The 21,328-nt window shown below is 44.1% G+C and carries 18 protein-coding genes, 7 tRNA genes and 2 riboswitches (1 of these 27 only partly in view); of the genes, 18 read left to right on the plus strand and 7 right to left on the minus strand.

Going from position 1 to position 21,328, the window contains the following annotated elements:
- The 8 genes from SRRS_RS08465 to SRRS_RS08500 all read left to right on the plus strand — a co-directional run.
- Positions 1–73 (plus strand) — tRNA-Glu (locus SRRS_RS08465); it begins 2 nt to the left of the window's first position.
- 4 nt (positions 74–77) lie between these two features.
- Positions 78–153: transfer RNA gene (locus SRRS_RS08470), tRNA-Val, on the plus strand.
- Positions 154–233: 80 nt separating this feature from the next.
- Positions 234–310: transfer RNA gene (locus SRRS_RS08475), tRNA-Asp, on the plus strand.
- A 140-nt stretch (positions 311–450) separates the two neighbouring features.
- Positions 451–526: transfer RNA gene (locus SRRS_RS08480), tRNA-Phe, on the plus strand.
- A 5-nt stretch (positions 527–531) separates the two neighbouring features.
- Positions 532–606 (plus strand) — tRNA-Gly (locus SRRS_RS08485).
- A 15-nt stretch (positions 607–621) separates the two neighbouring features.
- Positions 622–696 (plus strand) — tRNA-Cys (locus SRRS_RS08490).
- Positions 697–708: 12 nt separating this feature from the next.
- A tRNA-Leu gene (locus tag SRRS_RS08495) sits at positions 709–797 on the plus strand.
- Positions 798–1,109: 312 nt separating this feature from the next.
- Positions 1,110–1,418, plus strand: a complete 309-nt coding sequence (locus SRRS_RS08500; RefSeq protein WP_371367957.1) for a hypothetical protein — start codon at positions 1,110–1,112, stop codon at positions 1,416–1,418.
- 41 nt (positions 1,419–1,459) lie between these two features.
- On the opposite strand, the gene SRRS_RS08505 is transcribed toward SRRS_RS08500, so the two are convergent.
- The 5 genes from SRRS_RS08505 to SRRS_RS08525 all read right to left on the minus strand — a co-directional run bounded on the left by SRRS_RS08505 (position 1,460) and on the right by SRRS_RS08525 (position 5,155).
- A complete protein-coding gene (locus tag SRRS_RS08505) occupies positions 1,460–2,092 on the minus strand; it encodes an NAD-dependent epimerase/dehydratase family protein (protein WP_371369764.1) in 633 nt (210 codons plus the stop codon).
- Positions 2,093–2,186: 94 nt separating this feature from the next.
- Entirely contained in the window at positions 2,187–2,792 is a 606-nt protein-coding gene (locus SRRS_RS08510; RefSeq protein WP_371367959.1) for a carbonic anhydrase, read from the minus strand.
- Positions 2,793–2,975: 183 nt separating this feature from the next.
- The gene (locus tag SRRS_RS08515; RefSeq protein WP_371367961.1) at positions 2,976–3,503 is read right to left on the minus strand and encodes a hypothetical protein; all 528 of its coding nucleotides are present in this window, start codon (positions 3,501–3,503) and stop codon (positions 2,976–2,978) included.
- 9 nt (positions 3,504–3,512) lie between these two features.
- Positions 3,513–4,817 carry a phosphomethylpyrimidine synthase ThiC gene (gene thiC, locus SRRS_RS08520; protein ID WP_371367963.1) on the minus strand — a complete coding sequence of 435 codons (1,305 nt, stop codon included), beginning with the start codon at positions 4,815–4,817 and terminating at the stop codon, positions 3,513–3,515.
- 54 nt (positions 4,818–4,871) lie between these two features.
- Positions 4,872–4,969, minus strand: a riboswitch (TPP riboswitch).
- Between the two features lie 9 nt (positions 4,970–4,978).
- Positions 4,979–5,155: a hypothetical protein gene (locus tag SRRS_RS08525; protein WP_371367965.1), complete on the minus strand. Its 177-nt coding sequence runs from the start codon at positions 5,153–5,155 to the stop codon at positions 4,979–4,981.
- Between the two features lie 133 nt (positions 5,156–5,288).
- Between SRRS_RS08525 and SRRS_RS08530 the strand changes: the two genes are divergently transcribed.
- The 10 genes from SRRS_RS08530 (at position 5,289) to SRRS_RS08575 (ending at position 16,150) form a co-directional block, all read left to right on the plus strand.
- Positions 5,289–7,187: an ATP-binding protein gene (locus tag SRRS_RS08530; protein WP_371367967.1), complete on the plus strand. Its 1,899-nt coding sequence runs from the start codon at positions 5,289–5,291 to the stop codon at positions 7,185–7,187.
- A 27-nt stretch (positions 7,188–7,214) separates the two neighbouring features.
- Positions 7,215–7,934 (plus strand): response regulator, encoded by a 720-nt coding sequence (locus SRRS_RS08535; protein ID WP_371367969.1) that lies wholly within the window; start codon positions 7,215–7,217, stop codon positions 7,932–7,934.
- Between the two features lie 188 nt (positions 7,935–8,122).
- Entirely contained in the window at positions 8,123–10,240 is a 2,118-nt protein-coding gene (locus SRRS_RS08540) for a CDC48 family AAA ATPase (RefSeq protein WP_371367971.1), read from the plus strand.
- A gap of 97 nt (positions 10,241–10,337) precedes the next feature.
- Positions 10,338–10,973, plus strand: coding sequence for a 2-oxoacid:acceptor oxidoreductase family protein (locus tag SRRS_RS08545; RefSeq protein ID WP_371367973.1), 636 nt, complete (start codon positions 10,338–10,340; stop codon positions 10,971–10,973).
- Positions 10,974–11,001: 28 nt separating this feature from the next.
- Positions 11,002–11,292, plus strand: a complete 291-nt coding sequence (locus SRRS_RS08550; protein WP_371367975.1) for a 4Fe-4S binding protein — start codon at positions 11,002–11,004, stop codon at positions 11,290–11,292.
- 12 nt (positions 11,293–11,304) lie between these two features.
- Complete coding sequence (locus tag SRRS_RS08555) at positions 11,305–12,549, plus strand: oxalate oxidoreductase subunit alpha (RefSeq protein ID WP_371367976.1); 1,245 nt, start codon at positions 11,305–11,307, stop codon at positions 12,547–12,549.
- 16 nt (positions 12,550–12,565) lie between these two features.
- Positions 12,566–13,528: an oxalate oxidoreductase subunit beta gene (locus SRRS_RS08560; RefSeq protein WP_371367978.1), complete on the plus strand. Its 963-nt coding sequence runs from the start codon at positions 12,566–12,568 to the stop codon at positions 13,526–13,528.
- A gap of 137 nt (positions 13,529–13,665) precedes the next feature.
- Positions 13,666–15,246 (plus strand): L-lactate permease, encoded by a 1,581-nt coding sequence (locus SRRS_RS08565; protein ID WP_371367980.1) that lies wholly within the window; start codon positions 13,666–13,668, stop codon positions 15,244–15,246.
- A 34-nt stretch (positions 15,247–15,280) separates the two neighbouring features.
- Complete coding sequence (locus SRRS_RS08570) at positions 15,281–15,505, plus strand: hypothetical protein (RefSeq protein ID WP_371367982.1); 225 nt, start codon at positions 15,281–15,283, stop codon at positions 15,503–15,505.
- Positions 15,506–15,565: 60 nt separating this feature from the next.
- A complete protein-coding gene (locus SRRS_RS08575) occupies positions 15,566–16,150 on the plus strand; it encodes an HPP family protein (protein WP_371367984.1) in 585 nt (194 codons plus the stop codon).
- 93 nt (positions 16,151–16,243) lie between these two features.
- Here the strand turns inward: SRRS_RS08575 and thiC (SRRS_RS08580) are convergent, their stop codons facing one another.
- Positions 16,244–17,545 (minus strand): phosphomethylpyrimidine synthase ThiC, encoded by a 1,302-nt coding sequence (gene thiC, locus SRRS_RS08580; RefSeq protein WP_371369766.1) that lies wholly within the window; start codon positions 17,543–17,545, stop codon positions 16,244–16,246.
- 51 nt (positions 17,546–17,596) lie between these two features.
- Positions 17,597–17,695: riboswitch (TPP riboswitch) on the minus strand.
- Positions 17,696–17,708: 13 nt separating this feature from the next.
- Entirely contained in the window at positions 17,709–21,164 is a 3,456-nt protein-coding gene (locus SRRS_RS08585) for a pyruvate carboxylase (RefSeq protein WP_371367986.1), read from the minus strand.
- Positions 21,165–21,328: the final 164 nt, after the last annotated feature.

Genomic DNA, 21,328 nt, shown 5'->3' on the forward strand with positions numbered 1-21,328 from the left:
CCCGTTGGTCAAGCGGTTAAGACACCGCCCTTTCACGGCGGTATCAAGGGTTCGATTCCCTTACGGGTCACCAACCCGGGCGATTAGCTCAGCTGGGAGAGCGCCTGCCTTACAAGCAGGATGTCGGCAGTTCGATCCTGTCATCGCCCACCAATCTCGATACTCGACGCTAGACGTTCGACATTCGATAAATATCGGACATCGAAGATCTAAAGTCGAAAATCGAATATTGCGGCCCTGTGGTGTAGCGGTCTAACATGCCGCCCTGTCACGGCGGAGATCGACGGTTCAAATCCGTTCAGGGTCGCCATTTACCTTAGCCAGCGGGTGGCTAGAAATGTCCAGATGCTAGGCGCGACGAGAACCGTAGCGGAGGCGTACATGTGGGTACGTTGAGCAACGGATCGCAGGAGCAACAACGCAGATGGGCGTTTATAGACAGCTGCATATGCCTCGGTAGCTCAGTCGGTAGAGCAGAGGACTGAAAATCCTCGTGTCGACAGTTCGATTCTGTCCTGAGGCACCATTTAAGCGGAAGTAGCTCAGCGGTAGAGCATCGCCTTGCCAAGGCGAGGGTCGCGAGTTCGAATCTCGTTTTCCGCTCCATTTTTGTAATTTAAAGGCGACATAGCCAAGTGGTAAGGCAGAGGTCTGCAAAACCTCTATTCCCCAGTTCAAATCTGGGTGTCGCCTCCAATTTGCTAATATGCCGGGGTGGCGGAACTGGCAGACGCAACGGACTTAAAATCCGTCGGAAAGAAATTTCCGTACCGGTTCGATTCCGGTCCTCGGCACCAATATTTCTAAAGCTTCGCAGCTATTGCGAAGCTTTTCATTATCTACTCTCGCAATTTCGAACAATACAATGATCTAACATTAAATTGGGGATGGCTATGTAAGCCGTCCTTTTTTTGTTGTTTGCCCGGAATTTTTCTATAGAGATCTGTTATTTTTATTCTAAGAGTTCTTTATATAATAACTTGTTAAAAAATAAGAATATATTTATTCAATCAAATTTCAAACTTTTAGTTTACTTTATTTACTAAAATAGAAAATAATTTCCTGGGGCTATATAATAATGATAACAAAGATAAAGGAGGATATAGGTAATGACAAAGTTAGAAAAGGGAATGATGGTCGTAGAATCGGTTAAAGCTCCAACCGGTTCTCTGGCAAATATCACTTATGAAGGCCAGGGACGGGGAACTCAATATGGAACAACCTTATTTCATGTATTTATGGATGGTATGTCATATGGTATTTTTTCTTTGCGTGGCAATATTACTACTCTTGAAGAGGCCCTTGCCAGATTCAATGCTCCCAAACAAGTTGATGCTAATGAAACTTTAGCCGAATATGCGGTCTATTACCAGTGGATGAATATGGATGTCAATGAATTTTATGATTCGGGCTCATAAAGTAAAAAGACTTCGCAGATCTTTGAAGTCTTTTTGAAGGGTTATTTTTCTTTTATGACTGTGGTAATGCAGTTCGCCAATGCATTACTAAATGCAACACGGTTGTCGGCAGCGCCCAATAGCGAGTTGTAGCCAAGATCCTTAGCCGCTTTATCACAGCTAAGATCCCAGATTTCGTTAAGGAATGCGGGGCCGTTCCAGTCTTTGGTGTCAAGTAACTGCAGCGACGATGTTGAGTTTGCCAGTTTGATAATGGTTTGGCCGATTTCCTCCCAAGACAAAAAAAGACTGGCAATGTTGTAGATATTACCGGCAGCTTCCTGCCTGGTGGCTGCCAGCTCAATAGCCCTTCCTAAATCATTCATATTGACAAAGGCTCCGCCTGCTCCTTTCACCATTTGTAAAGCCTGCCCTGTTATCGCTAATTTTATTAATTCACGTAGGTGCTTTCCGCCGATAGTGTTACCAAAAGCCCACCAAAAACGAAATACAGTTACAGGCAAATTATGCTGATGACCTAAGGACAGACATAACTGCTCGGAACAATGTTTGGCAATAGCATATAACGGCTTGCGTGCACGTTCCGGCCGACAAACATATTCTTCATCGATCGGTTCGGTGGGGGGAATGCGATTCTCATAATCTGACCTCCTATTGCAAATTGTGTGTTTTATATAACTTTATCACCATAAGTCTAATTAGTGGACTATATTATATATTTTGTAAGTAAAAATAATTAAGATCAAAGCAGGTATTAACTACGGAACACTAAGAAAACATTTTAAAATCGTGATTATCGACAGTATCGAAAATTACATTTCCTGTAGGAAGATCCTTGATTGCACCAATAATGTGCAGACCTTTATTGGTAATGGCTTTTTGCAGTAGCGGACTGGATATTTTTAATCTCCACACGGTAAACTCAACATTGCTGCTAATCGCGTTAGTTAATAGCTCGCCGGCCTGTGTATTTGCTTTTTTCAGAGCAGGTTGGATAGCTTGTCTGATAGTTTCAATATGACCCTGGCATAAGCTTCCGTTTACAGCAGCCTTGACCGCACCGCAGTCTCCATGCCCTAAAACTACTACTAGCCGGATATCAAGATGTTCTACAGCATATTCAATACTTCCTAGCACTACATCATCGACCACCTGACCTGCGGTGCGTACCACAAACAAATCACCGAGCCCTTGGTCAAAAATTATTTCCGGGGGAATACGGGAGTCAGAGCAGCCTAGTATTACTGCAAAAGGGTCTTGCATGTTTATCAATTGGGATCTTCTTTGTACTCCTACGTTATTTTTTGCATAGCGCTCTGTGACATATCTTTTATTCCCTTGGATGAGTTTTTCTAGTGCATGATAGGCATCCATAAGTATCCTCTCCTTACCTAGTTATTGTTTTTTGATGAAGATAGTGAATTGCCGATCGCTTATATAAAAAATGACGTTGCAAGTATTTGTAAAAATAAAATCAAAATACTTGCAACGGCCAGTGTGAATTTTAGTATAGTTTATTTTACAAGGCTGATTGAAGTTGGTTTTTTTCTATATGTATCAAGGAGAAATCCGGCTGTCTGGTTCTTGGCAGGCAAATAAATAGCCTAAGTCCTTCAAAATTAGGAAGAGCAGCTCAGCATTGATAAATTCGACAGGCTTCTCATAGCTAAGGGTAAAAGAGTGACCGCGGTATGTGGCTAAGCTGACTTTGCCGGCTTCATCGGAATAGAATTGTTGATGTCGAAGCCGTGAGCGCATAGAAGCTAATAATTCGACTGTGCGCGTATACTCGGGAGGAAACTGCCAACTGCTCATGTGCTGCCGCAAAAGGTCAAGTGATTTATCGATGCATTCTAAAATGGCAGGAAAGAAGACAAAGGTTATATACCAAGGGAAATAATTACTATTCTTTGTTTGAGAAAATTGGCGCTCAAAATGGAAATACTGCCGGCATCCAATCATGATATCCAACATGTTTTTAATATATTTCAACCTGAAGTCGTCAGGGGTGTACTTTTCACATATAGTTGCCAACAAGGAACGGTAATCTTTAATCAAGTCATTAAATTGATAAAATGTAGTCATTGCAGCACCTTAGTCCGCAAGAACTAACTGTTCCCCGTTTAATATTTTTTTCATATTTTTCATGGGACACATCTTTCCGCACATAGTGCAGGTGTCTTCACATTCTGGGATAGATTCCTCCCTGTATTTACGGGCTTTTTCCGGATCGATTGCTAAGTCAATCATTCTTTTAAAATCAACATCGGCGCGGGCTGTGCTCATTTGATTATCCCAGTCGCGCGCTCCGGGGATGCCTTTGGCAATGTCTGCTGCATGGGCGGCAAGGCGTGAGGCGATGATTCCCTCTTTCATATCGTCAAGGTTAGGCAGACGCAAATGTTCAGCCGGTGTCACATAACATAGAAAGTCAGCACCGTTAGCGGCTGCAATCGCCCCGCCAATTGCACTTGTAATATGATCATAACCTGGGGCAATATCGGTTACTAATGGACCAAGAACATAAAAAGGAGCACCATGGCATAATTTTTTCTCTAAAAGTATATTGGCGGCAATCTCGTTAAGCGCTATATGTCCAGGCCCTTCTATTATGACCTGAACATTTTGCTGCCAGGCATGTCTGGTGAGCTCGCCCAATGTAATCAACTCTTCCATTTGGGCGGCGTCTGTTGAATCATGAATTGAACCCGGGCGGCAAGCATCACCCAAGCTTAAAGTAATATCATATTTTTCACAGATAGCAAGCAGCCGGTCATAATACTCATAAAACGGATTTTCCTGGTTGTTTAGCTCCATCCAGGCAAATAAGATCGAGCCGCCGCGGGAAACAATGTTGGTGAGACGTTTGTTTCTTTTAACCCGCGCAGCTGTTGCCCGGTTCATGCCGCAGTGAATTGTCATGAAATCCACACCGTCTTCGGCATGCCTCTCGATAACTGAAAAAAATTCGTCAACCGTGATATCTTTTAAATCTTTGTCAAGCATACCTACTACGTCATACATAGGGACAGTACCGATCATGACGGGGGATATATCGAGAAGTTTACGGCGGAATTCCCGAGTTTTGCCATAACAGCTAAGATCCATAATGGCATCTGTTTTTAGGGCGATGGCCTTTTTGGCCTTGTCTAACTCTAATTCGATGTTATAGCAGTCTTTGGAAACGCCTAGATTGACATTGACCTTGGTACGGAGTTTTTCGCCGACACCAATAGGCATAAGATTGGTGTGGTTGCGGTTCGCCGGAATAACAACCTTGCCACTTGCCACCAGGTCACGCAAATTTACAGGGCTAATGTTTTCCTTGCCGGCAACAATGCGCATTTCTTTGGTGATTATGCCTTTTTTGGCAGCATCCATTTGGGTAGTGAAACTCATATTTTCCCAGCCTCCTTTTTTATATTAGTCATAGAAGAGATGGGACCAGCTTTTGATATAAGAAAAAAGCTTCCCTACGGTGGTATTAACCACATCAGGTTTAGAGGGTTGGAGTTTACTCCTCTCAGCCGTGGGCACCCCTAGCTATGAACTAATTAATACTAGAGCTCAACTTTTTTTGCGTATTCAATAAAACTCTGAAGTAATGTTTTTAACTCTTTGATGATTTTTTGTCCTATTGATGGAGGGGAATGGCTGTCAGCAGAGTCAGCCTGGCCAGTGGCAGGCAATTTTTTATTAGCAGGAGAATGCTGTGTAGCAGGCTTGTTTTGCAACATTATAATCCTCCTATAAAAAAAATATATGGAAAAAATTGTATTTAAAATATATAATAAATAATGTCGAGTTATCAGTCAATCAAACAACAAAAAAAATTAATAAGTAAAGTAAAGTAAATGCAAGGTGATTTTTATGAACTCTCTCCCACTTGTACTTGAAAGTCTCAAACATGAAATTAATGTAGGCACTTTAAGCGAGCTGGAGGCCGAAGGAGAGCCTTTATCGTATATTAACCTTCCGCCTAAACGGCTTGCTCAGGATATTGCCAAATTAACTGCTGCTATTATTAACTCCTTAAAAGATGACACATTTGCACCGCTTAAAGTGCATGTTAGTTGGATAAGCAAAGTCAGACTTGAACAAGGGTTCAGATTACCGGAGATTATGGCCTTTCTTGAGCACTATGAAAAAGCTGTTAAGGATGCCATGTCACTATATTTAAAGAATGAGCTGCCTATTCTCAATATATTCCGGCGGGATTTTGATTCTTTACTTGATAGGGTAAGAGTCCATTTGACCGAATACTTTTTTATTCTTTATGAGGATACTGTTTTCAGGCAGTTTGAACAGCTCAGGACTATTAATGAGATAACTACCCGTATGACCTCTTCCATGAATATTAATGACGTATTAGATTTTATTGTATCAAGTGCAATGCGGTTGTTTAAGGCTGATTGCGGCAGCATTCTCTTAACAGGTCAGGCTAACGAATGGAAAACGCCTATTGCCACAGCATGGTATCAGCCTGATTCGCCGGTTTTTATCTCCGAAACGGTACTAGATACTGTAACCCAGAAAGTTATAGAAATAAAATCTGGCGAAGCGCTGTCGGAACGCCTGATTAATGTTCTGCAAAACGAGCAGCTTTGCAGCGTAAAAGCTATTAGATTGTGCTTTCAGGATTTTTTAATTGGCATATTGGCAATAGGATTTCGTTCTGCCTGCAAATCTACTCCGATTGAGCAAACATTGTTTGCGACTTTTGCCAACCATGCATCTATTGCTGTGTATAACGCTCAGCTGTATGGCGATGCTGACAGCAAATTAAAGCAACAAGTCCATGCAGTAACAGTGCTCTTAGAACAAAAACGCGCTATTATGCAATGTATGCGGGAAGGAGTTGTTGCGATAAATACTGATGGATACATCAATATAGTAAATAGTGAAGCCGAACGATTGCTAAATATACCCACCGATCTTATTGGCAAATACATTTTAGACGTTCTGCCTAATTCGAGGCTGCCTATTGTGGTTAAGACCAGACAGGCAGAGTATGACCAGGAACAAGAGGTTGGGGATAAGGTTATTATCACCAACAGGGTGCCGATTATAGTCGATGGTGAAGTCATAGGGGCTTTGGCTACTTTTCGCGATAAAGAAGATGTTAAAGTGTTGGCAGAAGAAATAATTGGACTACAAAGCCTGCTGGATTCGATGCGGGCCCAATCACATGAATTTGCCAACAAGCTGCATGCCATATCAGGGCTTATACAAATGAAACAATACGATAAAGTGGTAGAACTCATTACTCTAATGTATAAAAGTCAACAGGAGTTTGTTAGTTTCATCGTTAAACGAATTAAAGACCAGGCTACAGCTGGCTTAATTATCGGAAAAATCAGTCAATCAACTGAACAGGGAATTTCTTTGCGGCTGAATTCCCGCAGCAAGCTTGAATCTCTGCCGCCGGTATTTGGCAGTCTGGCCATGGTAACTGTGTTAGGTAACCTGATTAGCAATGCTATTGATGCAGTGCAGGGCCTGCCAAGTGAACGTAAAGTTATTAATGTTTATATTTATCAAGGAAAAAAGTATTTAACTATAAAAGTAAGCGATTTTGGGCCAGGCATTCCTGAAGTTTACAAAAACAAAATATATCAGCGAGGATTTTCTACTAAACGGGGAAGCCGCGGGGTTGGTTTATATCTTGTAAAGAAAGAAGTAGCTATAAGTGGCGGAAAAATAACTGTTCAGTCCCAAGAAAGCCAAGGGAGCATCTTTAGTGTAAAGATACCAATTCGGGGCATCTGAAGCCTTAAGTTAAAGGGAGGTAGAATCATGGCCATCGATGTTGTTATCCTGGAAGACGACCCAATGGTGCTAGAACTTCACCGGCAGTATATAACCCAGATGAAGGGATTTAGGTTAGTAGGTCAGGCGAGTGACGGGGAGACCGGCTTTGAGCTTATTGCCCAGATAAAACCACAGATAGTAATCTTGGACGTCTATATGCCTGGGCTGAACGGAATAGAGTTATTGCGGCGCATCAGGGCGACCGGGATTAATACCGACGTTATTTTAGTGACGGCCGCTCATAACTCAGAGACTATTCAACAGGGAATACAGTATGGTGCGGTTGATTACATCATAAAACCCTTTACATTCCAACGTTTTAAAAAAGCTTTAAAGAACTACCAGAAATATGTCTTTAAAATTAAGAATATTCAGCGAATGTCACAAAAAGATATTGACGTCTTAAAGGGAGATACATTTAGTGAAAATATTGCGAGTTGCCTTGAAGATTTGAAGGACAACATTCCTAAAGGCTTGGACAAGGCTACTCTGGATTCGGTGTTAGGGATAGTGGAAAGGCAGTCTGGCTATTTCAGCGTTGCCGATATTGCCAAACTTGTTGGTATATCAAGAGTTACAGTGCGTCGTTACTTAAACTATCTATGTGATAACGGTTGGCTGAAGGGAATTTTATCGTACGGGCCTGTAGGCAGGCCGCTTCACAAGTACATGAAAGATGATGCATTTTCCGGTAAGATTAGTTAAAAAAGCTAGTGTAGCAGTAAAAAGGCCGCTACACTAGCTTTTTTATCGGAATCCTGTATCGGTAAACAATGAATTTTAATTACAAAAATATCCTTATTTACCATATAGTAGTCAAAATATAAGCATGTCATTATAATAAAAATTGTAATAAGCTTCCACTGAGATCATCTAGAGGAGGATAATCAAACATGGCAATTACCCTATCCTTTAGAGTAGCAGATGCGATGCCGGAAGATGTCGGTCAGGGTTATGTCCGCATCGATAATGCCGAAATGGATAAGCTTGAAGTCATCATTGGTGATATTGTAGAGATTCAGGGCAGGAAGACGACAGTAGCAAAAGTAGTCCCCTGCTTCACCCAGTTTAGAGATAAAAACCTGGCGCAGCTGGAATCTATTATTCGGGAAAATGCCGGGGTGGGAATTGATGAGCGGGTCACTTTGAAAAAGGCAGTGCGCCAACCGGCTCAGAGTCTAGTTTTAAGTCCGCTTGATGTTACCGTAGATTTTAGTGATGCTCAGGATATTCAGCATCTGGAACGCATGCTGAGTGGATTGCCGGTGATTATCGGTGACAAAGTGAAAGTGCGTTTAGCTGGGGCACAAAATCAATTCTTTACAGTTCTTGGTACAGCCCCCCAAGGTCCGGTAATTATAAATTCCGGCACAAAGATTAAGGTTACACAGGCGGATGCATCTGAAGACAGGAAGTTCCGGGCGTCATACGAAGATGTAGGCGGTTTGGATAAAGAACTGCAGCGCGTGCGAGAGATGATAGAACTGCCGCTTAAATATCCGGAAATATTTCGCCATCTTGGTGTAGAGGCTCCTAAAGGAGTACTGCTTTACGGCCCGCCAGGTACAGGTAAGACATTGATGGCCCGGGCAGTAGCCAGTGAAACTAATGCCGCATTTCTACATGTAAATGGCCCGGAGATTATTAATAAGTTTTACGGGGAAAGTGAAGCGCGCCTGAGAGAAATTTTTGAAACAGCACAGCGTCGGGCACCGGCAATTATTTTTATCGATGAGATTGATGCAATTGCCCCAAAACGTACAGAGGTAATCGGTGATGTGGAAAAACGGGTAGTAGCTCAGCTCTTAGCGCTAATGGATGGTTTGAAAAACCGGGGGCAGGTTATCGTAATTGCCGCAACCAACGTCCCGGATATGGTTGATCCGGCACTCAGGCGGCCAGGGCGCTTTGACCGTGAACTGTCAATAAATCCGCCTGACAGGCATGGAAGATTACGAATATTAAAAATACATACACGGGATATGATGGTCGATTCCGGTATTGATTTAGAAAAACTGGCCCAGATAACTCATGGCTTTGTAGGTGCTGATTTAGCCATTTTGTGTAAAGAAGCCGGGATGAATGCGGTACGGCGCCTGCTACCTAAAATAGACTTTATGGCAGGTGTAACCGAACAAGATTTAGCCAGTCTAACGGTTACCATGGATGACTTCTATAACGCATTCCGGGAAGTCGAACCAACTGCCACCAGAGAATTTTTCTCTGAACGGCCTAATACCAAATGGGACCATGTAGGTGGTCTTGAAGATATTAAAGATAAATTACGGACATTGGTGGAAATGCCTATTCAACACCCGGAATTGTTTAAAGAAGCGCGGTACACCATGCTAAAAGGCATATTGCTGACCGGTAAGCCGGGAACAGGCAAGACACTCTTAGTAAAAGCGCTGGCCGGCTCAAGTGAGGCACACTTCATAGCGGTAGATGCCGCCACCCTCAATTCCAGGTGGTTTGGAGAAGCCGAAAAGGGACTCAGACTAATCTTTAAACGGGCCAAGCAAATAGCCCCTTGCCTACTCTTCTTCGACGAAATTGATGCCTTAGCTCCTGTAAGGGCTGCATCAGACAGAAGTGGTGCTGACCGGCTGGTAAGTCAACTATTGTTAGAACTAGACAGCCTGATGGACAATTCCAATGTTATTGTAATCGCAGCTACAAACCGGCCTGATAGGGTAGATCCTGCGCTCATGCGGCCAGGCAGATTCGATTTTATAGTTGAATTACAGCTGCCAGACAAACAGGAGCGCTACGAAATATTTAAGATTCATACCTGCAAGTTGCCATTGGCTGATGATGTTGATTTAATCGCTCTGGCGGACAGAGCAGAGGGAGCTGCAGGTTCCGATATTGAGGCCGTTTGTAAACACGCTTCGATGCTTGCGCTTAAACGATCTGTTAGTAAACTGCAGAACCAAACCAATCTATCCGGCACTTTCCTGGTAATGGGTCAGGATTTTGGCAATGGTCTGCGACAAATATTAAATAAATAACGGCATTTTTGCCTGCGGGGGTGATGATCAAAAAACGGTATCGGTGGTTCTGACGGTCACCTGTAGTTAATCTCAAATAGTAAAAGGGGGAGAGACAATGACACTGGCGGTTGCTGTTGACGCCAAGATGCAGGAAGTTACTGTATGGACAAGGGGGGTAACCTTGGCCAAGGAAGCTCGTGACACTGCTACTTTGCTCGCTAAAGCAGGTAGCCTCGAAGGTAAGTATAACCAGTTCTTTGATAACTATGTTGACCTGCCTGACCGGATTGGTGTTCCGGTTAAGAGCTATGCTCGCCTTAGCCCTGAGCCTATTGAGACCTATTATGAGTATGAGAACTATCATCCCGATGTTGTTGTTGTTGCCGAAGAAACATTGGTTAAAGGCAACGATGTTTTAAAAGGCTGTAAAGATGGCTGTGTTGTTGTAATTAATACCAAGCGTGACATTAATAAATTAATTAAGTGGCTATCTCCCAAAGAAAATGTTGGCAAGGTAAAAGCTGTTGCCGCCATCGACGCTGATGCCTTGGGTGCCGGCGTATTTCATACCTTCGACGGCACTGAAGGTTGTATTGACGATACAAAAATTGGTGCCGGTGTTGGTGCTGCTATGGCAGCAGCTGCTGCAAGAGCCAGTGGTATTGTTACATTAGAAACCCTGCTTAAAATTGCTGAAAACAAAAAGGCTGTTCAGCAAGGCTGGGACGCTGTTCAAGTAGTTGCCTTGTAAAACTGGTAAATTTTAAGGAGGTGTAAACATGGCAAAAGTATATAAACAAGTGCCGTTTGCGGCTATTGTTCCTTCTCCTCAGACTGAAAACGAGGGTATGGTAACCGGTAACTGGCGGTTTCTCCGGCCAGTAGTGGATAAAGGTCAATGTACCGAATGCAAAACTTGCTATATTTACTGTCCGGATGCCTGCGTTAACTTCACCGAGAGTGACGGAGTCAGCTTTAATCTCAAGTATTGCAAAGGCTGCGGTATTTGCAGCAATGTTTGTCCGGTAGGGGCTATTAGCCGAGTGCCTGAACTTGATTTTGATGAATAAGGAGTGAATAAGATGCCAATTAAGAAAAGAGGTACAGGTTTAACTGCCGTTGCAGATGCTTGGCAGCTTGCTGACATAGATGTTTCAGCATCCTATCCTATCCGCCCGTATACAGCTGTTATGGCCGAATTGGCAAAACGTATTGCTGCTGGTACCATGCAGTGCGAAATGGTTCATGGCGAAGGCGAACACGCCCAGTTCAGTATTGCTCATGGCGCTTCTATGGCCGGTGCGCGTGCTACTACCGGTACTTCCGGGGTAGGTGTTACCTATGCCTTTGAAACCTATTCACCAATTGCCGGCAGCCGTTGCCCGATTCAGGCTCTTATCGGTGACCGTACATTGGATCCCCCCGGTGACTTTGGTTCCGAGCATACGGATTGCTTAACCCTCCGTGATAACGGCTGGATTTATGGCTGGGCACAAGACGCTCAGGAATCCTTAGATAATAGCTTAATGTATTTCCGGATTGGTGAAGATCCTGACATCATGCTGCCGCAAATTGTTGCGATGGATGGTTACTTTGTAACTCATATTGCTCAGGATTATGAAATGCCTGATCAAGAACAAGTGGATAAGTTCCTGCCTAAATTTAATCCTAAATTCCGACTCGATGTTAAGAACCCTGTAATTATGGGACCGCAAATTGAGCCGGAAATGGGACCACCGCTGGAGTGGGACCGCCATGTTGTTATGACCAGAGTGAAAGAGAAAATCGTGGAAGTAACCGAAGAATTCGCAAAAGTATTTGGTCGTAACTATGCTCCGTTTGTTGAAGAATATATGACTGCAGATGCTGACATGGTATTTGTGCTGCAAGGCGCTCATGCCGTAACCTGTCGCAGTGCCATCAAATATCTCCGTGAAGCCGGTTATAAAGTTGGCTTGTGTAGAATTCGCTGGTTCCGTCCGTTCCCAGACACGGCTCTTGCTCAAATTCTGACCAAGTTCAAGGTTGCCGGTGTAGTTGATACCGGTACTTCCTATGGCGCCCCCTGTGCCGGCGGTGTTCTCTCAACTGAAGTTAAGGCTGCTATGTCCGAAGTTGCTGGCAAACCGCTTATTCAAAGCTTTACCTCCGGTTTGGGCGGCGAGACCATTACCCACGAAGAGTTCTTTGCTATGGCTGAAATGATGAAGCAGACCCTCGAAGCCGGCAAAGTTGTTCAAGGCGGTACTTGGGTTAACTTCAATGATTATCATGAAGGCGCTTCCCAGATTAATGCTGCTAAAACTGAAGCTGCCCCCAGTAAATAATAAGGAGGAGTAAACGATGGCAGTTGCTGAATTAATAAAGTCAATTGCACATACTACTGATCTAGTGGACACGTATGTCCCTGGTCACCGTACTTGTGCAGGCTGCGGCCCGGCGCTAGGTTATCGTCTGGTAGCTAAAGCTGCCGGAAAAAATACAATTTTCATTGGCCCAACTGGGTGTATGTATGTTGCCAACACCAGTTATGCCTGCGGTCCTTGGGCTGTGCCCTGGACGCATGCACAAATCACCAACGGTGGTGCAGTTGCCTCCGGTATTGCCGAAGCTTTTCGCATGATGATTAAGAAAGGTAAAATACAAGACGAATTTCCCAATATCATCGTAATGGCCGGCGACGGCGGTTGTTCCGACATTGGTCTTCAAGCTATGTCAGCTATGTTCTATCGCGGACATAAAGTTCTCTGCGTAATGTATGACAACGAGTCCTATGCCAACACCGGTATTCAGGTTTCGCCGTCCACTCCGTACGGTGCTACTACCATGTTCACTCCGGCCGGTCCGGCTATTCCTGAAGCTAAGAAGCATCATCTGAAAGACCCGATGCCGATATTCTGTGCCGGTGGCCATCCGTACCTCAAGTATGGTGCAACCGCTTCCATTGGCTATCCGGTTGACCTCATAAACAAGGTGCGCAAAGGTCTTGCCCAAGATGGGCCGGCGTTTATCCATTTGCATGTTCCATGCCCTAAAGGCTGGAGCTTCCCGGCTGAACGTACTATCGAAATAGCCAAATTAGCTGTTGAGACTGGTATGTGGAACCTTTATGAAGTTGAAAATGGTGATTGGGCCAACAAGAAATTCAATACGGTGCCTAAGAAACTTAAGCCGGTTGATGAGTATCTCCAAACGCAAAAGCGTTTCGCACATCTGCAGCCTGAGCATGTGGCCAAAATTCAAAACTTCGTTAATAACCGGGCAAAAATGCTTGGTATGGAAGTTCCGCTCCCGCCTGCTAAGTAAGATAACTTAAAATTGATGGCATGATATGCTAGTCCCTGGTCCCTTTATGAACAAAAGGAACCAGGGACTAAGTAATGTGTGCCGGCTTTGCTCATAAACAGATTGAGCAAAGTATATTTGGAAGGAGGCTTGGTTGTATGGATAAGGGTGTTGCCTTAACCTTTACGAACTGGATACTGGCTTTCCTACCGATCTTAGTCTTACTCTCTACGATTCTTCTATTTAACTGGGGTGCGCCGAAATCAGGAGCCGTATCCTGGTTCACGGCAGTTGCTATTGGTTTATTAGCCTTTGGCGGTGACGCACGGCTATTGGCTTTAGCTAACAGTAAAGGGATGGCAATGTCTCTGTATGTATTGCTCATCATCTGGGGGGCAGTTTTTCTCTATAACTTTGTTGAAAAGAATGGTGCTATCAAAGTAATTGGTGACACTATGGTAAAAGTGACTGAGGAAAAACTATTACAATGTTTGCTGATGTCATGGTGCTTTGCCAGTTTTATGCAAGGTATTGCCGGCTTCGGCGTGCCTGTAGCGGTTGTCGCGCCTATCATGCTGGTTATGGGGTTTTCGCCGGCGGTTGCTGCTGCCACATGTCTGGTGGGTCACTCCTGGTCTATTAGCTTTGGATCTATGGGATCATCTTATTATACTATCCAATTGGTTACCAAAATCCCGGGAGAAGTTATTGGACCATGGATGGCGGTCTTGTTTGCCGTTCCGATTTATGCGACAGGTATCGCTGTATGTCATATTTTTGGTGGTTTTACCGCTGTTAAAAAAGGTTTGCCTGCAGTACTTATAACAGGCACAGTAATGGCTTTTATGTGCTGGCTCATGAACAAATTGGGGGCAGCGCAACTGGCTACTTTAATTCCGGCGCTGTTTGGCTGCGGGACTATGGTAATTTTGGCTAGGACTATCTACCGGCATGAGGCTGACGGAAGCACGAAGTGGGGCGAGAAGCCCTATATGAACTTTAATATGGCGTTTTCGCCCTATTATATTCTCATCGCTTTGTGTATTATGACTCAGATAAAGTCAATTGCCAATTTCTTTGCACCCTATACCTGGGGACTTAGTTATCCGGCCATGACAACTGCTGCAGGTTTTGCGGTGAAAGCCGAAAAAATGTACTCGAAAATTAATATTTTCTCACATCCGGCACCACTGCTGCTTACTGCAGCACTCTGTGGTTATATCATCTTTAAGATGTTTGGCAAGTGGAAAGACGGGGCAGCCGGCGAGGCGCTAAAGGCAACTTTTAGCCAGTGTGTCCCCACCAGTATTGGTATAACCACTATGGTTATGATGGCCTTAATTATGAACGATACTGGCATGACAAGTCTGTTAGCGCAAGGCATAGCCGAAGCGACCGGTGTTTTATTTCCGATATTCTCGCCGTTTATTGGTGTACTGGGGGCATTTCTAACCGGCAGTAACACCAACTCTAATGTAATGTTTGGGGCGTTACAGTTTGAGACGGCTAAAGTTTTGGGAATTAGTACTGTAGTCATGTGTGCTGTGCAGTCTGTCGGCGGTTCAGTAGGCTGTTCAATTGCTCCGTCCAAAGTATTGATCGGTTCGGCCACTGTCGGCCTTGAAGGTCGTGAAAGCGAGATAATGAACCGGACAATACCTTACTGTATAATTATTTCGCTGCTTGTGGGCATCAATGCGTGGATTTTTGCCTACATGTTATTTAAAGACCTGCCATAGGTCAAAAAATGCGAAATATCAAGGGGGGATTGTAATGAGTACAAATCCTGTGCCTAATGCCAACACCAATACTACGTTTAAACCTGTGCCGTGGGGTAAGAAATATCGTACTCCGTTAATGAATACGGCATTCTGGTGCTTTTGGATAGGATTTTTTCTGGCGCATCAGGGCGGCGTTAGTAACATCGACTTCATGATTAGTTTGTCGTATGTAGTATTTACGCTAGCCTGTCTGGTTCCCTTGGTTACAAAGAAATAGGTATCAGGGAAATGCCGTTTTTACGGCATTTCCCATTTTCAACCTAAAGGAGGCGTTCAAATGCCAAATAACCTGCCGGAAAAAGAAAGCGGTGTAAGAACGGCGACATACTGTGAGCACCTGGTTACATCTTATGATGCATATTTGCAAAAAATACGCTCAACGGGTAAATGTGGTGTTCCTATGCCCGCTATGTCAGAATGTTTTTGGGCGCTGACCGGATCTTTTGTTGGTATTGGAATTGTCACCTATCTTACTTTCCTAAAAGAAATTCCCGTGTTAGTTGCATCACTAGGAGCGTCTGCATGTCTTATTTTCGGAGCTCCGGCGGCTCCGTTTTCACAGCCGCGCAATGCTATTGCCGGACAGTTGCTTTCGGCTATTGTCGGGGTTGCCGTATACCAACTGGCAGGTTGCTATTGGTATACGGCAGCTCTTAGCGTCGGAATTGCGGTAGCTGTGATGATAAGAACAAGGAGCGTCCATCCCCCGGCCGGAGCTACGGCTTTAATTGCAGTAATTACCAAGCAGGACTGGTTATTCCCGCTAATGCCTGTAAGCATAGGTATATGCATTCTGGTAATTGTCGGGATAATAGTGAATAATTTGGCTGCCAAGCGGCAATATCCGCATTATTGGTGGTAGGAACGAGATAGTCGTGTGTGTAAAACAAAGTGGTAGTGTATGCTTAGCGGACATACACTACCACTTTGTTTTGTTTGTAGACTAAATGGGGATTTAGAGAATACTTAAATCGTCGCCGTTAAGAACCTTTTTAATATTCTTCATTGGGCACATTTTGCCGCACATGGTACAAGTATCTTCACACTCTGGTTTGGATTCTTCTCTGTATCTGCGGGCTTTTTCCGGATCAATGGCTAATTCGATCATTTTAGGGAAATCTACTTCAGCGCGGGCCGCGCTCATTTGATTATCCCAATCGCGTGCACCGGGGATTCCCTTGGCGATATCGGCAGCATGGGCAGCTATACGGCTGGCGATAATGCCTTCTTTCATATCCTCAAGATTCGGCAGCCGGAGGTGTTCAGCCGGTGTTACATAGCAGAGAAAATCGGCACCATTTGAAGCGGCTATGGCACCACCAATGGCGCTGGTGATATGGTCATAGCCTGGCGCAATGTCAGTAACCAGTGGTCCCAATACATAGAAAGGTGCGCCATGGCACAGACGCTTTTCGAGCTGCATATTTGCCACAATTTCGTTAAGTGCCACATGGCCTGGACCTTCAATCATTATTTGAACATTTCGTGCCCAGGCGCGTTTGGTTAATTCGCCGAGAGTTATCAATTCTTCAATTTGCGCCGCATCGGTGGAGTCATGAATTGAACCAGGGCGACAGGCATCACCTAAGCTTATGGTTACATCATACTTTTCGCAGATATCTAAAAGACGGTCATAGTACTCGTAGAAGGGGTTTTCCTTTTTATTAAGTTCCATCCAGGCAAACAGGAGGGAGCCACCGCGGGAAACAATATTGGTAAGGCGTTTGTTATTTTTAATTCGTTCGGCAGTTTTGAGGTTCATGCCGCAGTGGATGGTCATGAAGTCAACACCGTCTTCGGCATGGCGTTCGACAACCGAGAAAAACTCATCTACGGTGATATCTTTCAGATCTTTGTCAAGCATTCCAACAGCATCGTACATAGGAACAGTACCAATCATTATCGGTGACATATCGATCAGTTTGCGGCGGAAATCACGGGTTTTACCATAGCAGCTTAGGTCCATGATTGCGTCAGCTTTCAATTCAATGGATTTTTTTACTTTTTCTAATTCCAGATCAATGTCGTAGCAATCTTTGGATACTCCTAAGTTGACATTTACTTTGGTGCGAAGTTTTTCGCCGACTCCCATAGGATGGAGGCTGGTATGATGTTTGTTGGCGGGAATGGCAATCCGGCCGCTGGCGACTAATTCGCGTAGTAATTCAGGGTCTATTTTTTCCTCCTGAGCTACGATACGCATTTGTTCAGTCATAATACCTTTTTTTGCGGCATCCATTTGAGTAGTATACATAATTAAAAACCCCTTTCTCTGTAGGCTTTTAGCTATAGACAAAGGGGTTAGTTGAAAGCGTTAAGAAAGCTTTCCTACGGTGGTACTAACCACATCAGGTTATAAGGGTTGGAATAATTCCTCTCAGCCAACAAGGCACCCCCAGCTATAACTATGCTTGCCATATTTAATTAGGTTTGGATATCTTCACGAGTTCCAGCAGTAAGTCACCGGTTTCAACAGCATCCTGAGGCTTCACATAGATTTCTTCCACAATGCCATCAAAGGGAGCCTGAATGGTTGTTTCCATTTTCATAGCTTCGGTAACGAGTAAGTATTCGCCCTTCTTAACGTGAACTCCTCCTTCTACCATGATTTTTACAATTTTTCCTGTCATGGTCGCGCCAAGATGGCCAGGATTATCTTTATCTGCTTTTTTCCTTGCACTACTGGTAGTCTTAATGCTCTTATCTTTAACGACAATTTCACGTGGCAGACCGTTAAGCTCAAAGTTGACAATTCTTGTTCCATCAGGAAGTGGTTCTTCAACAGAGATTAATTTGATTACTAGCATTTTTCCTTCTTCAATATCTACTCTAATTTCTTCCTTAGAATTTAAGCCATAAAAGAAGGTTGGCGTATCTAAAATGGATACATCACCGTAAGTGGCAAAGAAGTCAACCCAGTCTAAAAATACTTTGGGGTACAATGTATAGGCAAGCACATCACATTGTGTTACCGGACGGGGTAGGTTATTAGCAAGAGTTTCCTGAATTTCGTCAAAGTTAGCCGCTTCCAGGAGTTCACCCGGGCGTGTTGTCAGCGGTTGTCTTCCCTTCAGGATTATACGCTGGAGTTCTTGCGGAAATCCTTGGTATGGCTGACCGATTTGTCCGGAGAAAAATTCAACTACCGAATTTGGAAAATCTAAGCTGGTTCCGAGACGGTAAATATCTTCTTCTTCGAGGTTGTTTTCTACCATGAACAAAGCCATGTCGCCAACGACTTTTGAGGAAGGGGTTACTTTTATAATATCACCAAACATGTCATTGACTTTTCTGTACATGTCTGATACTCGATCCCATTGACTTTCCAGCCCTAACGATTTCGCTTGCTGCTTAAGGTTGCTGTATTGACCGCCAGGCATTTCATGTTGGTATATTTCCGGATTGGGGTAAGCCAGGCTGCCTTCAAAGTCTTTATAATAGGCACGAATATCTTCCCAGTAGTGTGATAGTTCGTTCATACTACGAATATCTAGCTTTGGCTGCCGGGGATGCCCTTGTAAAGCATAGTAAAGACTATTGCTGCTAGGTTGGGACGACGCGCCGGCCAAGGAGGAGATTGCGGTATCAACAATATCTACACCGGCTTCAATAGCGCGGGCACAAGCATAAATTCCGTTGCCGCTGGTATCATGCATATGCAGATGGATAGGCAGATCTACCGCTTCCTTTAAGGAAGATACAAGCCGGTAGGCTGCTTCCGGTTTGAGCAGTCCAGCCATGTCTTTAATCGCCAAAATGTGGGCGCCTGCTTTTTCGATTTCTTTTGCTAAATTAATATAATATTTTAAATCATACTTGGATCGGGAAGAATCTAAGATATCCCCGGAATAGCATAAGGAGACTTCGGCAATTTTACCGGAGTTACGAACTGCATCAATAGAAACAGTCATTCCTGACAGCCAGTTTAAGCTGTCAAAAATACGAAAAACGTCAATGCCGCTTGCTGCGGCTTGCTCAACAAAGGCACGGATTACATTATCCGGATAGCTTGTGTAGCCAACAGCATTAGCGCCGCGCAAAAGCATTTGAAATAAAATATTCGGAGCTTGTGCCCTAAGGGCTTCTAAGCGTCTCCAAGGGTCTTCTTTTAAAAACCGGTAGGCAACGTCAAAAGTAGCACCGCCCCACATTTCAAGAGAAAACAAATTAGGCAGTTTGTGGGCAGTAGGGGAGATAACGTTAATCATATCCTGGGTTCGCATCCTTGTTGCCAATAGCGACTGATGCGCATCACGTAAAGTGGTGTCTGTTAAGAGCACTTCTCTTTGCTGTTTTATCCAGCCTACTAAGCCATCCGGTCCTTGACTGTCAAGAATCTGCTTGGTGCCGCTTGGCAGCAGGGGCGATTCCGGCATGCTTGGAAAACGGACAGGTGGGAAGCTGGGTTTTAGTCGCTTTGTAAAGTCTTCATACCCGTTAACCGTAGTATCAGCTATATATTTTAACAATTTAGTACCACGGTCTTGGGGGGGAGTAAATATAAATAGTTCCGGTGTTGTATCAATAAATGTTGTGAAGTAGTTACCGCTTAAGAAATCAGGATGGTTGACTACATTATTGAGAAAAAGAATATTTGATTTAATACCCCGGATACGGAATTCGTTTAGACAACGCTTCATTTTGGCGATAGCGCTTTTATGGGTTAGTCCCCAGGTCGAAACTTTTACCAGCAGTGAATCGTAGTAAGGAGTAATAACAGAGTTTGTATAGGCATTGCCGGCATCAAGCCGTACGCCAAACCCGCCGCCGCTGCGATACGCCGTTATTTTGCCGGTATCGGGTGTAAATTGGTTGGCAGGGTCTTCCGTGGTTACCCGGCACTGAATGGCGTGACCGTTGCAACGAATAGAATCTTGTGAAGGAATGCCGATACTCTCATCAGAGAGCGGCGTCCCGTCGGCTATATGCAGCTGGGCTTGCACAATGTCAATGCCTGTAATCATTTCGGTGATGGTGTGTTCTACTTGGATACGGGGGTTAACCTCAATAAAATAAAATTGTTGATCAGGCGTTACCAAAAACTCTACTGTACCGGCGCTGACAAATTTAATGGCTTTCATTAGCCGAACGGCGGCGCTCGAGATCTCATGCCGCAGTTTTTCCGATAAGGAGATACTGGGGGCAATTTCAATCACTTTTTGGTGCCTGCGTTGTATCGAACAATCCCGTTCATAAAGGTGAATAACATTACCATGCTGGTCGCCTAATATTTGCACTTCGATATGCTTCGGGTATTCTATGAGACGTTCCAGATATATTTGGTCATCACCAAAAGATGCTTTGGCTTCGGATTTCGCCCTAAAATAGGAATCCTCAAGATCGGCCGGGGTTTGGACAATGCGCATACCCCGGCCGCCTCCGCCCAGGATTGCTTTAATTATAAAGGGATAGCCATAGCGATTCGCAAAAGCTTTGACCTCTTCTAAGCTGTGCACTGGACCGTCGCTTCCCGGTATGACAGGCAGGCCGGCGGCTACAGCCTGAGCCCTGGCGTTAATTTTATCGCCGAACATCGTCAAGTGCTCAATCTCAGGACCTATAAAAATAATGTTCTCTTCCTTGCAACGTTTGGCCAGGACTGTGTTTTCGGATAAAAAACCATAGCCGGGATGAATAGCATCTACACCACGGTTTTTGGCGATACGAATAATGGATTCGATGTCTAAATAGGCATCCACCGGACTTTTATCTTCACCCACCAGATAAGCCTCATCGGCACGATAACGGTGTAAAGAAAATACATCTTCTTTAGAATAAATGGCAATTGTGCGTATTCCTAGTTCATAACAAGCCCGCATAACCCGAATGGCAATTTCGCCACGATTGGCAACTAATACAGTTTGAATTTTATTCATTATTATTCCCTCCCAAAGCAAAACAGCAGTTTTTGAGAAAAAAACAACTGTAATTCGTAATTTAACACTGATTTACAAAAAGCACAATATATTTTAAGAAAATATACTGTATATATTAATTTAAGAAAACTATTATTAGTTTATAGACATAAAGAAAAAGGCAT

This window comes from Sporomusa rhizae (assembly GCF_041428845.1).
Taxonomy (GTDB): Bacteria; Bacillota; Negativicutes; order Sporomusales; family Sporomusaceae; genus Sporomusa; species Sporomusa rhizae.